General features: G+C 63.8%; 13 protein-coding genes and 1 tRNA gene. 8 read left to right on the forward strand and 6 right to left on the reverse strand.

Annotation, left to right across the window (positions count from 1 at the left end; translation table 11 throughout):
* Positions 1 to 8: 8 nt before the first annotated feature.
* Positions 9 to 1,145 carry a DUF5931 domain-containing protein gene (locus M2432_RS26980; protein ID WP_280829934.1) on the forward strand — a complete coding sequence of 379 codons (1,137 nt, stop codon included), beginning with the start codon at positions 9 to 11 and terminating at the stop codon, positions 1,143 to 1,145.
* Entirely contained in the window at positions 1,138 to 1,788 is a 651-nt protein-coding gene (locus tag M2432_RS26985; protein WP_280829923.1) for a response regulator transcription factor, read from the forward strand. Before M2432_RS26980 ends, M2432_RS26985 begins: the two co-directional genes overlap by 8 nt.
* A 26-nt stretch (positions 1,789 to 1,814) precedes the next feature.
* On the opposite strand, the gene M2432_RS26990 is transcribed toward M2432_RS26985, so the two are convergent.
* From M2432_RS26990 to M2432_RS27005, 4 genes are all read right to left on the reverse strand, one after another.
* Entirely contained in the window at positions 1,815 to 3,107 is a 1,293-nt protein-coding gene (locus M2432_RS26990) for an adenylate/guanylate cyclase domain-containing protein (protein WP_280829935.1), read from the reverse strand.
* A gap of 634 nt (positions 3,108 to 3,741) precedes the next feature.
* On the reverse strand, positions 3,742 to 4,593 hold the full coding sequence (locus M2432_RS26995) for a hypothetical protein (RefSeq protein WP_280829924.1): 852 nt from the start codon (positions 4,591 to 4,593) through the stop codon (positions 3,742 to 3,744).
* Between the two features lie 440 nt (positions 4,594 to 5,033).
* Positions 5,034 to 6,563: an Ig-like domain-containing protein gene (locus tag M2432_RS27000; protein ID WP_280829925.1), complete on the reverse strand. Its 1,530-nt coding sequence runs from the start codon at positions 6,561 to 6,563 to the stop codon at positions 5,034 to 5,036.
* A 1,799-nt stretch (positions 6,564 to 8,362) separates the two neighbouring features.
* Positions 8,363 to 8,439: transfer RNA gene (locus tag M2432_RS27005), tRNA-Leu, on the reverse strand.
* A gap of 108 nt (positions 8,440 to 8,547) precedes the next feature.
* Between M2432_RS27005 and M2432_RS27010 the strand changes: the two genes are divergently transcribed.
* From M2432_RS27010 to M2432_RS27035, 6 genes are all read left to right on the forward strand, one after another.
* Positions 8,548 to 9,165: an ANTAR domain-containing response regulator gene (locus tag M2432_RS27010; protein WP_280829926.1), complete on the forward strand. Its 618-nt coding sequence runs from the start codon at positions 8,548 to 8,550 to the stop codon at positions 9,163 to 9,165.
* A 106-nt stretch (positions 9,166 to 9,271) separates the two neighbouring features.
* Positions 9,272 to 10,483, forward strand: a complete 1,212-nt coding sequence (locus tag M2432_RS27015) for a branched-chain amino acid ABC transporter substrate-binding protein (protein ID WP_280829927.1) — start codon at positions 9,272 to 9,274, stop codon at positions 10,481 to 10,483.
* Positions 10,484 to 10,577: 94 nt separating this feature from the next.
* The gene (locus M2432_RS27020) at positions 10,578 to 11,615 is read left to right on the forward strand and encodes a branched-chain amino acid ABC transporter permease (protein ID WP_280829928.1); all 1,038 of its coding nucleotides are present in this window, start codon (positions 10,578 to 10,580) and stop codon (positions 11,613 to 11,615) included.
* The gene (locus M2432_RS27025) at positions 11,612 to 12,802 is read left to right on the forward strand and encodes a branched-chain amino acid ABC transporter permease (RefSeq protein ID WP_280829929.1); all 1,191 of its coding nucleotides are present in this window, start codon (positions 11,612 to 11,614) and stop codon (positions 12,800 to 12,802) included. Before M2432_RS27020 ends, M2432_RS27025 begins: the two co-directional genes overlap by 4 nt.
* Positions 12,799 to 13,629 (forward strand): ABC transporter ATP-binding protein, encoded by an 831-nt coding sequence (locus M2432_RS27030; protein ID WP_280829930.1) that lies wholly within the window; start codon positions 12,799 to 12,801, stop codon positions 13,627 to 13,629. Before M2432_RS27025 ends, M2432_RS27030 begins: the two co-directional genes overlap by 4 nt.
* Positions 13,616 to 14,350 (forward strand): ABC transporter ATP-binding protein, encoded by a 735-nt coding sequence (locus M2432_RS27035; RefSeq protein ID WP_280829931.1) that lies wholly within the window; start codon positions 13,616 to 13,618, stop codon positions 14,348 to 14,350. The genes M2432_RS27030 and M2432_RS27035 overlap by 14 nt, the downstream gene beginning before the upstream one ends.
* Positions 14,351 to 14,467: 117 nt before the next feature.
* Here M2432_RS27035 and M2432_RS27040 read toward each other — a convergent pair whose 3' ends face one another.
* Entirely contained in the window at positions 14,468 to 14,977 is a 510-nt protein-coding gene (locus M2432_RS27040) for an O-acetyl-ADP-ribose deacetylase (RefSeq protein ID WP_280829932.1), read from the reverse strand.
* Positions 14,978 to 15,005: 28 nt separating this feature from the next.
* Positions 15,006 to 15,227 carry a DUF167 domain-containing protein gene (locus M2432_RS27045; protein ID WP_280829933.1) on the reverse strand — a complete coding sequence of 74 codons (222 nt, stop codon included), beginning with the start codon at positions 15,225 to 15,227 and terminating at the stop codon, positions 15,006 to 15,008.
* Positions 15,228 to 15,356: the final 129 nt, after the last annotated feature.

Raw genomic sequence — 15,356 nt, forward strand, 5'->3', positions numbered from 1 at the left:
CGGTGGCAGTGCTGCATGATCCGGACCCAGTGGCCCCGCTGTGGCGGGCGGCGCAGGGATTCCGATTGCTCAGCTGTGTATACGCGTTCGGATTCCAGCTGGCCATCAACCGCGATCTTGCCCGTCCGGGGGTCGGTTGGACGTTGTTCGGGCTGCTGCTGGCCTGGAGCCTGACGTGTGCGGTCGCGTATCTGCGTGGCTTCGGCCGACGCACATCATGGGTAGTCGCCGAGGTTGTCGTTGCGGCGGCCCTGGTGTTTTCGACGTATCTGATCGCCTCGCCGGGGTGGATCGCCGGCAACCAGTCCTGGCCGACGACGTTGTGGGCCACCAACGCGACAATCTCTGCTGCAATCCAATTGGGCCCGCTCGGTGGTATGGGCGCTGGACTGGCGGTGATGGCGGCCAGCGCGGCGCTGAAAGGCCACCTCAGCCTCAACCTTGGCCGGGAAGCCACCCTGGTCATCGAACTTGCAGTAGGACTTGCCGTGGGCATGGCAGCCCAGACTGCGCGGCGCGCGCACGCCGAACTGCAGCGCGCGACCCGGTTGGCCGCGGCGCTGGAGGAGCGAGAGCGGCTATCCCGACAGGTGCATGACGGTGCCATTCAGGTGCTGGCTCTGGTGTCCCGGCGCGGCCGCGAAATTGGCGGCCAGGCAACGGAATTAGCGGAATTGGCCAGCGCGCAGGAGCGGGCGTTGCGGAGGTTGGTGAGTTCCGGCGTGGCCGACATCAGTGGCGGGCAGATCGATGTGTCCGATCTGCTGCGAGCCCGCGCCGGCGATCGGGTCGCGGTGAGCGCGCCGCCGGACCCGGTGCTACTCGATGCGGCGGTAGCAACCGAACTGGCTGCCGCCGTGGACAATGCGCTGACCAACACCGAAGCGCACGCCGGTCCCGACGCGCGGGCCTTCATCCTGGTCGAGGACCTAGGAGATCAGGTCGTGGTCAGTGTTCGCGATGATGGCGTTGGGATCGCTGAGGGGCGGCTGGCCCAGGCGGTCGGTGAAGGGCGGCTGGGTGTGTCGAAATCGATTGTCGGACGGCTGTTTTCGCTGGGCGGATCGGCAGAGTTGACGACCTCGCCAGGGGCGGGAACCGAGTGGGAGTTGACGGTGCCAAGGCCAGGAGGGGCGCATGAGTGAGCCTGCACTGAGCGTCATGGTGGTCGATGACCACCCGATCTGGCGCGATGCGGTGGCACGGGATCTGCAGGATGCGGGGTTCGCCGTCGTGGCCACCGCGGATGGAGTGGGGTCGGCTGGGCGTCGGGCCGCGGTGGTCAAGCCTGATGTGGTGGTCATGGACATGCGGTTGTCCGACGGCAGTGGCGTCGAGGCGACTGCGAAGGTGTTGGCGGTGTCACCGGCGTCGCGGGTGCTGGTGCTGTCGGCCTCCGATGAGCGCGACGATGTGCTGGAGGCCGTGAAGGCCGGTGCTACAGGGTATTTGGTCAAGAGTGCATCAAAGACGGAACTGGCCGACGCGGTGCGGGCAGCCGGCGAGGGCCGAGCGGTGTTCACCCCGGGGCTGGCCGGCTTGGTGTTGGGCGAGCATCGGCGGATCGCGACGGCGGCTGGGACGGACCCCGCGTCCCGGCTGACCGAACGCGAGACCGAGATTTTGCGCTACGTGGCAAAAGGGCTGACCGCCAGACAGATCGGCGAGCGTCTGACGCTCAGCCATCGGACGGTCGAGAACCACGTGCAGGCCACGTTCCGCAAGTTGCAGGTGGCCAACCGGGTCGAGGCCGCCCGTTTCGCCATCGAACACGGCCTCGACAAGTAGTCGGTTACCCGCGAGCTCGCCGGTCCTCAGGCCAGTTCGGGCCGGCGACCGGTCAGATACCAGGTGCGCATCAGGCCCTTGCCCTTGACTTCGATCTCGCCACGCTCTTCGAATTCGTATGCATGCTGGAGGCGTTCGTACACGTTGTGCGGCACCTGAATTCGGCCCTCGACATCGGTGGTCTCCATCCGGGCGGCGACGTTGACGGCGTCGCCCCAGACGTCGTAGAAGAATTTGCGGGCCCCGACCACGCCGGCAACCACGGGGCCGGCAGCGATGCCGATACGCACTGGAACCGGACGACCCTTGGGGTCGGTCAATTCGCTGACCGCCTCGGCGAAATCCAGCGCCAGGCAGGCCAGCGCCTCAAGGTGATCGTGCCGGTGTTCAGGTATGCCGCTGACGACCATGTAGGCGTCCCCGCTGGTCTTGACCTTCTCGAGGCCATGTCGATCCACCAGCGCATCCAGATCGGTATACAGAGTGTCCAGGAACCGCACCAGGTCGGCCGGGGTCGTGTCGCTGGTGCGTTGGGTATAGCCGGCCATGTCGGCGAACAGGATCGAGGCATCGTCGTACTTGTCGGCGATCACGGTGTGGGCCGGGTCTTTGAGGCGCTGCGCGATGGACCCCGGGAGGATGTTGGCCAGTAGCGCCTCGGACCGCACGAACTCCGACTGGATGGCGCGTTGCGCGATCGCGTTTTCCCGCAGGACGTACCAGACGGTCGCCATCACGACCAGGCACGCCGACATAGCGGTGACGGCGAACGAGGTACGGGTGGCCCACTCCGACAGCGCGCCGGTGTGTTGCGGGACGGTCAGTTCCAGCACGACGGCGGCGACCGTGCCGATTCCAGCAATGACCGCGGCGAATTTGATGTGTTCGATGCCGACGATCAGCAGCGTGAGGGCGCCGCCCACCACGAAGTAGATGAGCAGGCCTGATCCGGTGCCGACTCGTAGCGACACGACGGTGATGGTCGTATACGCGATCAGGATGAAGGCCAACGGTGCGACCAGTTCGCCGAAGCGGTACAGCTTGGGAGTCAGCAGAAGGAGAACCGCGCAGACGGCGTTGACGATGCCGATCCACAGCACGTAAGGGCCGATGGACAGGCTTTGCACCGCGAAGAAGGCGCTGATGGCGGCGCCGATCCGGCTGGTGAGGGTGAGGATGCGTCGGCTGCGGGCGATGGTCGGGGTCAGCGTGTCGGCATCCGGCTGCAGGCAATCGCTGACGCTGGAGGTCGGAACACACACCGATCGACGAACTGCCGCGATCAGATCATTGGGTGTCGGCGCGACGCGCTGCACCATCCCGCCGATCAGTGCGCCGCGAGTGGCTCGGCCGCCGTCTGTGACCGCCATGCCATGAGATTAGTCCGAAGTGCCCCTCGTCGCTCCGGCAATACCGAGTTGGCCGGGGGGCGGCAACAGTTCGCCAGATGGTCGACTGTTATTCCTTGCTTTCTAGGACCACCAGGGTGGCCAGATTCGCGTGGTTTGAGTCCGGTGTGGGTTCGGGCCGCACGTTCCGTTGTGTCTGTCTCTGCAGGCGCGGAGTTCCACCCCACAAGCAACACCATCAACAGCGTCAACTGCCATGCACAGACGCCCCAATGGTGCGACCATGCAATCGTGGACGATTTCCACGATGTCGCCCAAGCAGCTCAGCTGCATGCTGAGTTGTGGCGTCATGTCGAGGAACTATCGCAGCGACTCGAACGAGCCGAACATCGGGCGCGGCGGCCACGAGAACTCCGCCACTGCCACGCACTGCGCGCCGAACTCTACGAAACCCACCACCTCATCGATGCACTCAATCGCAGATTTCCATCGCTGCACCAGACTGCGACATCGGCATAACCGGCTCGGTGTGTCACAAGTCGATGACGCTGGCGCGAGCTGCGCGCTTGGGGGCTGTCATGAACCGGGTCTTACCCAGAGTTCGTCACCGTGACTGTTTACCGTGCTTGGCCGTTAGGGCCACCTTTCCGGTGTTCTTCGACGGGGTGACGTGGGTGCTGGTGGCTGCGGTGTGCACGGCGGTGGCCGCCTGCACGGCGGTGGCCGCCGATTTGCTAGCGGCTGAGGCGGCCGCTCCGCCGGCAAGGCCGTTGTTGATTCCGTTGCGAGCTTTCTGGTTGCTGCCCAGGGCCGCAGCGAACGTGAAGCTGGCATTGGTGATGCTGTAGTCGCTGTTTTCGCCGATGATTGCACCGCTGTTGTTTCCGAACGTCAACGCGCTGTTACCACCGACGATGTTCGTGTTGGACGGTGCGCCACCATAGGCACACCCCCAGCTATTGTCGCCAAGTACCGTGTCCGCGTCGAGGGTGCCCGAAACAAAATTGTGGCTCGCGTTACCGATCACTGTTGATTGGTTCAAGGTGCCAGTTACCGAGGACATCGAGTCGCTGCCCAGTACCCTGACGACATTGCCTATGCCGGATCCAGTTGCCGTGGAGCCGTCGCCGAGAGCGATGGCCAAGTTGTATCCACCCTCAGCGGTTGCAGTGGCGTCCGAACCCAGCGCGATCGCGAAGTCGCCAAACCCGGTGGTGGTGCAGCCCCCGCCGAGGCTTAAGCCGCTGAATGATATGCAGGTGGCGTTGGCTGTACCTGCCGCGCCTAGCGACGCGGCCGTCAACGCCGCCGCGACAGCGGCTGCAAGTAGTCCACTCGTTTGCCGTGCGCGCGAGTTAGCCGTGTTCTGATCCATTGGTCGCTCCCCGGGGTTCTTCGCCTTGCTGGCGTTTGTTGGTCCGGCGGGAACTTTAGCGCACATCACCACGTATCCCATGCGATGTCACGAATAATTCTGGTTCGCAACGGTTTACGTGAATGGGCCTAGTGCTAAGACTTAGAGAATTAGAGACTTAGGGACCAAGCCCTAAGCGTCACTAAGCCTCCATGAGTACCCGTTCTGCCGCATCCATCCTCGCCGCCGGATTGTCGAAGTCGTCCGGCAGCATGTGGCTGTAAACTTCGTCGTGGTAGTGGCGGCGCGGTGGCCTAGGAGTTTCTGCACGCAGACAACAGACGCACCCGATCGCCAAAGCCAGCGACCCGGCTAGAAGCGGGTCGCGAAAAACGTTCGCAGTGCCCCGACCATGCCGCAATACGTTCACGCAGTGATCCGGTGCGCAGCCGCGCCAAGGTCGAACAGATGTCGTGATCCTCCCCGCCGAGGAGCCCACGCTTCGCCGCGCCGTTCTACTGCGCGATAGGCCCCAGGCCTGGTCAGGCGTAGGGCTCGTAGGTGAACGAATCCACCAGCATCGTCGCCGGCCATGGCGTCGTGCTGTCCGGCGGTCCGGCCCATGACCCCCCGACGGCGACGTCGAGCACTGCGAAGAATGGATTGTTGAACACCCAGGTGCCGCCCGCCGGCAGTGACGCCGGGGTGAAGGTCGCCAGCATCGTGTCGTCTACGCCGACGACAATGATATTGGGCTCCCGCATGACCCAGTAGTCGTGGTAGCCGGTAGTGAGGTCGGCGATCGGGCCGCTTGTTCCGACGACCTGACCGGTACCGTTGACGCCGCCGTAGTAGTCGGTATTGCCCTGCGGGCCGTGCAGTGTCACGTAGTAGGTCTTGCCGTTGTTGACGAGTTCCATCACGTCAATCTCGCCGGCGCCTGGCCATCCAGTAGGGCCTGGTGCGTCATCCGTCGCTTGGTTGTAGGTCGATCCCAGCTCCCAGAACGAGGGCCAGATCCCCTGCCCGGAGGGAAACTCGATCCGGGCGGTCATCGTCCCGTACAACATGTCCAGGTTGCCTTGGGTGATCACCCTTCCTGAGGTGTAGCCGTTCTGCGTTTCCAGCGCCTGGATGACGAGGTGACCTTGCCCGTCGAGGCGGACATTGTTCGAAGAGTCGGTATAGGTCTCCAGCCCGGCGTCACCGCCGACGGCAGAGGTCCACAGGGCAGGATTTGGCTGTGATCCGGCCGGCCCATTGAAGTTGTCGATCACAGTGCCGGTCGGGAGCGCGGGATCGGCGACGACCGTCACCGAGACGATGCTGCCTTGTGGCGACGCGGGGTCGTGGATGGTGGCGGTGAAGGTATCGGTTCCGGTGAAAGCCTGACCCGGCGTATAGGTGTAGACGCCGTACTGACTAATCGACACCGTGCCGAATTGCGGCGCCGCGTCCACGGTATAGGTGATCGGGCCGCTGTCGGGGGCGGCGTCGAGCAGGAAACCCCAGATCTGCCCGTTGGGGCGCGTCATGGTTTCCACTGCGCGCGTATACGGATCAACCGGGACGGTGACGGTAACCGTGTTGCTCGACAGGCCCTCGTGCACAGTGGCGGTGAATGTGACGGTCATCGCGCCGGTGGTTGCCGTGGCGACTTGGCGGGCGGTCGCGGTCGGCGTGTAGATGAAACTGCCGTCGCTGGCCACACTCACCGTGCCCACACTTGGCTGGGTGACCGTGTAGGTGAGGCCGCTTGCCTTGGGGAACCCCAGCGATCCCGTGACGTTGCCGGTGATCAGGTCGGGGGTCCCGACGGTGGGGGTGCCCGCCGAGGGTGCCGGATCAAATGTGTCGTTGAGTCTCCTTGCCAACGAGTACAGCAGCTGTTGGACAGGGGTGGCCGGCTTCGGCTGGGTCGGGTTCATGCCGCCAAGCGAAAGGAGAAGCTCGACAACGACCTTCACCACCGGAGCGAACGGTGACGGTGACCAATTCGCGGTCATTGCCGCGGCGGCGTAGAGGGTATTGGACGCGGTGGTCGGTGACGCCGTTGAGTCCGCTGGGGTCACCGCCGCGGCAGGGTAGAGGGATGCAGGCTGGGTGGTGAGTGACGCCTTCGAGTCCGCTGGGGTCTCAGTCCTTACCGGTGCGGAAGCCCCGACCGCGGCGGACTCTGCGCGGCCTCGGACCAGAGTCGGGTGCAAATGCTGCTCGGCCGCAACGCTGATCGCCGCCACCAGATGCGAAGTGCCGCTGCTCGTTTTCTTCGAGCTGTCTGGCGCCGTAGCGAGGGCTCGATGACCGACACCGGTCGGCTCTTGCGTATTCGTCCCATCAACGGCCGTTGACGAGGCAGAAGCCGATGTGCTGTGGAACTTGGGCGAGGTCGGATTCGACGTAAGGCGTTCTGGCCCAACTGCCTTGGTGTTCGCCGAACCGCCTTTCAGGGTGCCGGTCCGGTCGGATGAGCCCGTTGGGCTGGTGGAGCCGATGGAGTCGCCGGAGCGGGAGGTGTCAGCGCGAGCTACTCCGGATCCGCCGGCCACCGCCGCCCCGAGACCGAGCGTGACCGCGCCAACCCCCAACCAGACGTGCGGCTCGGGACCTGATCGCGCTGCGCGATGGCGAGCCTTCATGAACCGGTCGTTGCCCCGGTTCGAACGCGTCGTCCGGTGCCTGCCTGCCATTCGGCCCCCCTAGGCTGTCGCAGCCGCGTGCGATCGGCACCTGCCTCCGCGATATCGCAGCACATTAGCGTACTCACGGGACGGAGGCGATCTCCAAAGGGAAGTTGCGGCAAAACTTGGACCAATTGCGAGTGGTCGCGAAACATGGACAGCTACAATATATTTGCCTAATCAAGGACCTTTGGATGTTGCCTCCGCGGTTCGGGGGGTCGCCACAGCTCCTACCGGCCGGGGAGTGCCACCCGAGCAGGGGAACAGCGGGGAACGGCCGGCATCAGAACTCGGGCGGCGTGAGCTGGTGTTCGCTGGTTCACCGTATCCGGCAGGCGTGCCGGTCGATCTTGTTGTGCCGATCATCGCCGCCGTGGCGAGCGCCCTGGATGACGCCTGCTGGAAGCTAGCGATGTTCCGGGCATCAGCAGTACCGACTTCCGTTGCGACGCATGAACTTTCCGGCTTACCGCCCATTCCCGATGTGATGATCGGGGTGACCAAGCTTCATCGGAGCTGTTGCAGGGTCGTAGTGGTAGCGCTGGTGGAACGGGGAGGTCATCCCTGTCCACTGGCCCCGAGGACCACCGAAGACAGGTTGCTGAGAAACGTCAACGCAGCGGGTCCACGACCTATCCGGTTGTCCTGTATGCGCGATTCCGTCCCGGCCCAGGTGCCCCATGCAGCATCCTGACGGCAAGCCGGTCGGACGGTGGTTCGCGGCCTAGCGCCCAGCCACTCCGTTCACCAGCCAATGCATAGCAAATGATCTGTTGATGCTTAGACTTCGCGCACGGGGGCGAGGGGTTACCTGTTGGTATTCAACGCATGTCATGTCATAGGTCGACAAAGCGCTTCACTGAGCAAGAATAAGTTAGCCGGGAGCCTTCTGCTGGGGACGGCAGCATCGAGCGCCCCGGCGGTCGGAGCGTTGAGTGGGGCCGGTGCGGCGAACGCATCGTGTGCATCGCTTAGCGGCGCCGCCTCGGGTGGCCGGTGTACCACCACGAGCATCGGCGATACCGCGATCGGAATCGGGACGGGCGACGTCGTCGCAGCCGAAGGTGGCTTCAACACTGCCATCGCCATCGGCACCGGTGCTGTCGCAGGCGGCAGGCCAGCTGACGTGTGGGCTACGACGCTTGCGGGCTGGCGAGCCAGCCGGTAAAGCTGCTCTGACCTGGTCTTTCTGGTGCCCTCGGTGAGATTCGAACTCACACTGCACGGGTTTTGAATCCGTTTCCTCTGCCAGTTGGGATACGAGGGCGTGCCGCCGGTTCATGACGTGCGGAGTACCACCTTAGAGGATGCCGTTCGGCGGCCACGCCGTGCCCCGGGGCTCGCTGAATTGGGCAGGTCAAGCGACAATGTCTCAATGACCGGGCCAACAACCGATGCCGTCAAGCCGCACCGCGTCCTCGTCGCCGAAGATGAGGCACTGATCCGACTCGATCTGGCCGAGATGCTGCGCGATGAGGGCTATGAGATCGTCGGCGAAGCCGGCGATGGCCAGGAGGCGGTGGAGCTCGCCGAGAGCCTCAAGCCCGACCTGGTGATCATGGACGTCAAGATGCCGCGGCGCGACGGCATCGACGCGGCCTCGGAGATCGCCGCCAAGCGCATTGCGCCCATCGTCATCCTGACCGCGTTCTCGCAGCGCGAACTGGTCGAGCGAGCGCGCGACGCCGGTGCCATGGCGTATCTGGTCAAGCCCTTCTCCATCACCGATCTGGTGCCTGCCATCGAGGTCGCGGTCAGCCGGTTCAGTGAGCTGACCGCGCTTGAGCGGGAAGTCGCGACGCTGGCGGACCGGTTGGAAACGCGCAAGCTGATCGAGCGCGCCAAAGGCATCCTCCAGACCAAGCAGGGCATGACCGAGCCCGAGGCGTTCACCTGGATTCAGCGTGCGGCCATGGACCGTCGCACCACCATGAAGCGCGTGGCCGAAGTTGTTCTGGAGACCCTGGATCCGCCCGCCGAGGCAACGACCTAACAGCTCGCGCATACGGGTCGGGGCGACGCGCTATCCAACATCGCGCACCGCAGCGGTGTGTTGGCTATGTTCTACCGAACGGTTTCAACTGACCCGGAGGTGAAACGTGCGCAGTCGCATGGCACGGAATGTTCTCGTAGTCGGCAGCGCCAGCCTGCTTGTGTTCGGTCTGGGTGGCTGTAATCAGTCGGGCCCCAAGGGCGGCTCGGCGAACACGGACCTGAAGATCGTCGAACAGGTCCAGATCGATGAGAATGGCGCGGAGGTCAAGGCCGCCAGTGCCACCGCGCCGGCCGAACCGGCCGGTGACGGCAAAGCCAAGTGCCAGCCGGTCTCCATCGCGATGGCCGGCGCCCTCAACGGGCCGGACGCGGCGTTGGGCATCAACATCAAGAACGGTGTGCAGCTGGCCGTCGACAAGCACAACGCGGCCAACCCCGGGTGCCAGGTGACGCTCAAGACCTTCGACACCGAGGGCGACCCGCAGAAAGCGACCGCTATCGCGCCGCAGATCGTCGACGACAAGTTCACCATCGGTCTGGTCGGTCCGGGCTTCTCTGGCGAGACCAAGGCCACCGGCACGGTGTTTGACCAGGCCGGATTGGTCGCCGCCACCGCTTCAGCCACCAACGTGACGCTCAGCAAGAACGGCTGGAAGACCTTCTTGCGCGGGCTGGCCAATGACGGAGTGCAAGGTCCGTCGGTCGCGAACTACCTGAAGAACACGCTGAAGTTCAAAAAGATCTGCGTCGTGGACGACAGCACGGATTACGGCCTCGGTCTGGCCACAGCCGTGCGTACCACCCTTGGCCCCGTTGCCGACGCGTCTTGCAACATCTCGGTTAAAAAGGGCGACAAGGACTTTTCTGCCGCGGTGACCCAGATCAAGGGCGCGGCTCCGGACGCGATCTTCTACAGCGGCTACTACGCGGAGGCGGCAACGTTCGTCCAGCAACTCAGGGACGGTGGCGTGACGGCGGCGTTTGTCAGTGCCGACGGCACCAAGGATCCGGAATTCGTCAAGCAAGCCGGTGAAGCGTCCAAGGATGCCGTGCTGTCCTGCCCGTGCGGTCCGGCCACCAGTGAATTCGCCAAGGAATACAACGCGAAGTTCGGGCAGGCACCCGGCACTTACAGCACCGAGGGCTATGACCTGGGCACCATCATGGTCAAGGGGATCGACTCGGGTGCAGTCACCCGGCCCGCGCTGCTGGACTACGTGAAGAAGTATGACGGGCAGGGGGTGGCCCGCAAGTACCAGTGGAACGGCCAGGGTGAGCTCACCACCAACCTCATCTGGATCTACAAGGTCCGGTAGGCATCTGCAGACGACGACGCGTCCGGACTCGACACCGGACGCGTCGTCGTTTGGCTTACGCCTGCCAACGCGATAGCGAGGAGCTGCCGCCCCGATGACATCCGATTGTGTCGGTCAATATGTCTGCACCGCAGCCAATATCAATTTCAACGTCGGTAACCTGGTAAACGGGTTCTGGCAGTTGACAATTGACGGCCTGGCATGGGGCGCGATCTATGCTCTGGTCGCTGTCGGCTACACCCTGGTGTTCGGTGTGCTCCGGCTGATCAACTTCGCGCACTCCGAGATCGTCATGCTGGGCATGTTCGGCGCATATTTTTCGCTGAACGTCATTCTCGGTTTCAGGCCAAGCGGAAATGCCTACAACATGGGCATCGCCCTGACGGTACTCTATCTCGGCATTGCCATGCTGTTCGCGATGCTGGTCTCCGGAACTGCCGCCGTAGCACTGGAAGTCGTTGCTTACCGGCCGCTACGCCGGCGCAATGCGCGTGGGCTGACGTTCCTTATCACGGCGATCGGTATGTCGTTCGTGCTGCAGGAGTTCGTGCATTTCGTCCTGCCCAAGCTGATGAAAGGCTATGGCGGCAGTAACGCGCAGCAGCCGATCATCTTGGTACAGCCCAAGGTCCAGTTCACCATCTTCGGCGCTTCCGTCTCGAACGTGACGATCATGATCGTGGTGTCAGCTTTGTTGCTCGCCGTGTTGACCGATGTCGCGATCAATCGCACCAAGTTCGGCCGCGGTATCCGCGCGGTCGCGCAGGATTCGACGACAGCCACCCTGATGGGGGTATCGCGCGAACGCATCATCATGATGACGTTCCTCATCGGTGGACTGCTCGCCGGTGCGGCAGCGCTGCTCTTCACCTTGAAGGTGCCGCAGGGCATCATCTACTCCGGCGGTTTCCTGTTGGGAATCAAGGCGTTCTCGGCCGCGGTACTCGGAGGTATCGGCAACCTCCGCGGTGCGCTGCTGGGCGGGTTGATACTCGGGGTGATGGAGAACTACGGGCAGGCGTTCTTCGGGACGCAGTGGCGCGACGTGGTGGCGTTCGTGCTGCTGGTGCTGGTGCTGTTGATCCGCCCCACCGGGATACTCGGTGAGAGCCTCGGGAAGGCACGGGCATGACCGACGACGGCAGCAGCGTCTGGGGTCGGTTCGTGCTGGCTCCCGGCGACCAGATACGTCAGTGGTGGGATCGACTAGGCAGGCCAATGAAATGGGTTGTCGGGGCAGTCGTTTTCAGTCTGGTGGCACTGCTGCCGCTATACACGCCACCGTTCCTGGACACTCCGGGTATCAGCTTCGGCGGCACCATGGCCCAGTTCGCCATGGTGGCGATCATCGCGATCGGCCTGAATGTGGTGGTGGGTCAGGCCGGGCTCCTGGACCTCGGCTACGTCGGGTTCTACGCGGTCGGCGCTTACACCGTTGCGCTGCTCACCAGCCCTGACAGTCCGTGGAATCAGTTGGGGAACAACGGCTTTCTGCACAGGGACTGGGCCTGGCTGGCCTGCGTGCCACTGGTCATGGCCGTCACCGCTGTGGCCGGCCTGGTCCTGGGTATCCCGACGCTGCGGCTTCGCGGTGACTACCTTGCCATCGTCACATTGGGTTTCGGCGAGATCATCCGACTGCTGGCCGACAACCTCTCCGATCTCACCAACGGTGCCCGCGGTCTCAACCAGGTCGCCTATCCGCGAGTGGGGGAGACCGACAAGCTGCCCAACGGCGTGTTCTCCAGCGGCAATTCAGCCGGTCATGCCAACTACGGCACCTGGTGGTTCTGGCTGGGCTTGGCCCTCATGATCGGCATTCTGCTGCTCGTGGGCAACCTGGAACGCAGCCGCGTGGGCCGGGCCTGGGTTGCCATCCGCGAAGACGAGGACGCCGCAGAAGTGCTGGGCGTCAACACCTTCAAGTTCAAGCTCTGGGCGTTCGTTATCGGCGCCGGGATCGGCGGGCTTTCTGGCGCGCTGTACGCCGGCCAGGTGCAGTACGTCGCACCGCCGACGTTCAACATCATCAACTCGATGTTGTTCCTGTGTGCAGTCGTCCTCGGCGGGCAGGGCAACAAGCTCGGCGTGATCTTCGGTGCGTTCATCATCGTCTACCTACCGAACCGGTTGCTTGGCGTGCACATGTTCGGGATCAACCTCGGTGACCTGAAATATCTGTTCTTCGGCCTGGCGCTGGTGGTACTGATGATCTTCCGGCCGCAGGGACTGTTCCCCGTACGCCAGCAGCTGTTGTCGTATGGTAAGTCGGCGCGCAGGCTGTTACGTAACGCGGATGACTCGAAGGCGGCGGCATGAGCGCGCCCGACGAAGAGCTGGCCGCACTGCACCGCGACGTGCACGTCGCCGAAGGTGAAAAGCTTTTGTTAACAACCGATCTCACCGTTAAGTTCGGTGGATTGACCGCGTTGGATTCGGTGACCTTCGACATCCGGCGGGGCGAGATTCTCGGACTGATCGGCCCTAACGGTGCCGGCAAGACGACGTGCTTCAACGCGATCACCGGCGTGTACCGGCCGTCGTCCGGTTCGGTGATGTTCGACGGGGCGCCGCTGGGTCGGATCAAGCGCCACGAGATCACCCGCCGCGGTATCGCACGGACCTTCCAGAACATTCGGCTTTGGGGCGAGATGACCGCGCTGGAGAATGTCGTAGTCGGCACCGACGCCCGGCACAAGACGTCAGTTCCCGGTGCTCTGCTGCGGAGCACACGGCATCGGCGGGAGGAGCGCGACGCCATCGAACGGGCCGCTGCGCTACTTCAATTCGTGGGGATCGCGCACCGCGGTGAGGAGAAGGCGCGCAATCTTTCCTACGGCGACCAGCGTCGCTTGGAGATCGCCCGAGCGCTGGCCACCGAACCGAAACTGCTGTGCCTGGACGAGCCTGCTGCCGGATTCAACCCGAGTGAGAAGTCCGCGCTGATCGAATTGATCCAGGCGATCCGTGACGAAGGCTACACCGTGCTGCTCATCGAACACGACATGCGTTTGGTCATGGGTGTCACCGACCGGATCGTGGTACTGGAGTTCGGCCGCAAGATCGCCGACGGTCTGCCCGCCGAAATCCGGGAGAACCCCAAGGTGATCGAGGCCTACCTGGGGGTGCCTGATGACGAACTCTGATTCCGTGCTGCTGGAAGTGCGCGACGTCTCCGTGCACTACGGCAGAATCCAAGTGCTGCACGGGGTTTGGCTTCAGGTACACCGGGGTGAACTGGTGACTCTGCTGGGGTCCAACGGCGCGGGTAAGACCACCATGATGCGAGCGCTGTCTGGGTTGCTGCCGCTGTCGACGGGGTCGGTGTGGTTCGACGGAGACGACATCTCGAAGGTCAAGGCGCACCAGCGGGTGGCCTCTGGGCTGATCCAGGCTCCCGAGGGCCGCGGCATCTTCCCAGGTATGACGATCGTCGAGAACCTCGAAATGGGATGCTACGGGCGTAAGTTCGGCTCCCGCGCCGAGCATCGTGAGCGGCTGGACTGGGTGTTCTCGACGTTTCCCCGGTTGGCTGAACGGCGATCTCAAGCCGGCGGGACGTTGTCCGGTGGTGAGCAGCAGATGCTGGCCATCGGACGAGCGCTCATGGCGCGGCCGCGGCTACTTTTGCTCGATGAACCGTCAATGGGATTGGCGCCCAAGGTGATCTCACAGATCTTCCGCATCATCTCGGAGATCAATGCGCAGGGCACCACCGTGCTGCTGGTCGAGCAGAACGCCCAACAGGCCCTGAGTCGATCGGACCGGGCGTACATCCTTGAGACCGGGCAGATCACCCGGGAAGGTGTGGCGCGAGAGCTGTTGTCTGATACCAGCATTCGTGCGGCGTATCTCGGTGTGGCTTGAAGCTCTTTCTCTCGGCAACTTCCGTCCGGAGCGGTCAACTTCCTTGACCCTCAAGGCAAGTTCACCACTCCAAATCGCAAGTGCCACAAGACCGGCCGACACGCCAGGCGCTTACACCTACGTCGGCTCCCGCAACAGCCGTGCGTTGATACGGTTGAAGATGTCGTCGTTGAACGCCACCAGCCGCACTTCGTCAACTCGGGTGTGTGCCCCTGACGCGGTCTCGACGGCAATGGCAATCGCGTCATCAAGCGGCCATCCGTATATGCCGGCGCTGATCAACGGGAAGGCCACCTGCCGGGCGTCCAGCTCGTCGGCGACCTCGAGCGAGCGGCGATAGCACGACCGCAACAGCTCCGGATCACGTTGGCCGGCAGTGTGGTTGGGTCCGACGGTGTGAATCACCCAGCGCGCCGGGAGGTTTCCGCCGGTGGTCCAGCCGGCATCGCCCGTAGCTAATCCGTAGGGAAAGCGGTCGATGCAGTCCTGCAGCAGCGCGGGTCCGCCGGCTCGGTGGATCGCGCCGTCCACGCCACCGCCACCGCGCATGGCGTTGTTCGCGGCGTTGACGATCGCGTCGACGTCCTGCTGGGTGATGTCGCCGAGGACGGCGGTGACGCGCGGCATGAATGCAGTATGCGCCTGGGATGAAGGGCTAGTCGATGCGGAACCGTTTGATCCGGGCCGACGCGCCCGACACCAATTCGACCCGAGATCGTGGGACACCGAAATGCTCTGCCAGCACCTGAATCACGGCAGCATTGGCTTTACCGTCGACGGCTGGCTCGCGGACGTACACCGTCAATGTGTCGTCGTCGCCGACCTCGACCAGCGGCCCTTTCCGGCTGCCGGGTTTGACTCGGACCGAGATCACCATTCGTCCAGCGTGAAGAAAATCCCGAAAACTCGCTGGCATATTCATACGGTCAAGACAACATCCGTTGATTTGGGAGGTTGTCGTGCCAAGTGGTTACCGACATTCGAGGGCAACGCGGCGGGAGTTGTT

The organism is Mycobacterium sp. OTB74, from assembly GCF_029892685.1.
In the GTDB taxonomy this organism is placed as follows: Bacteria; Actinomycetota; Actinomycetes; order Mycobacteriales; family Mycobacteriaceae; genus Mycobacterium.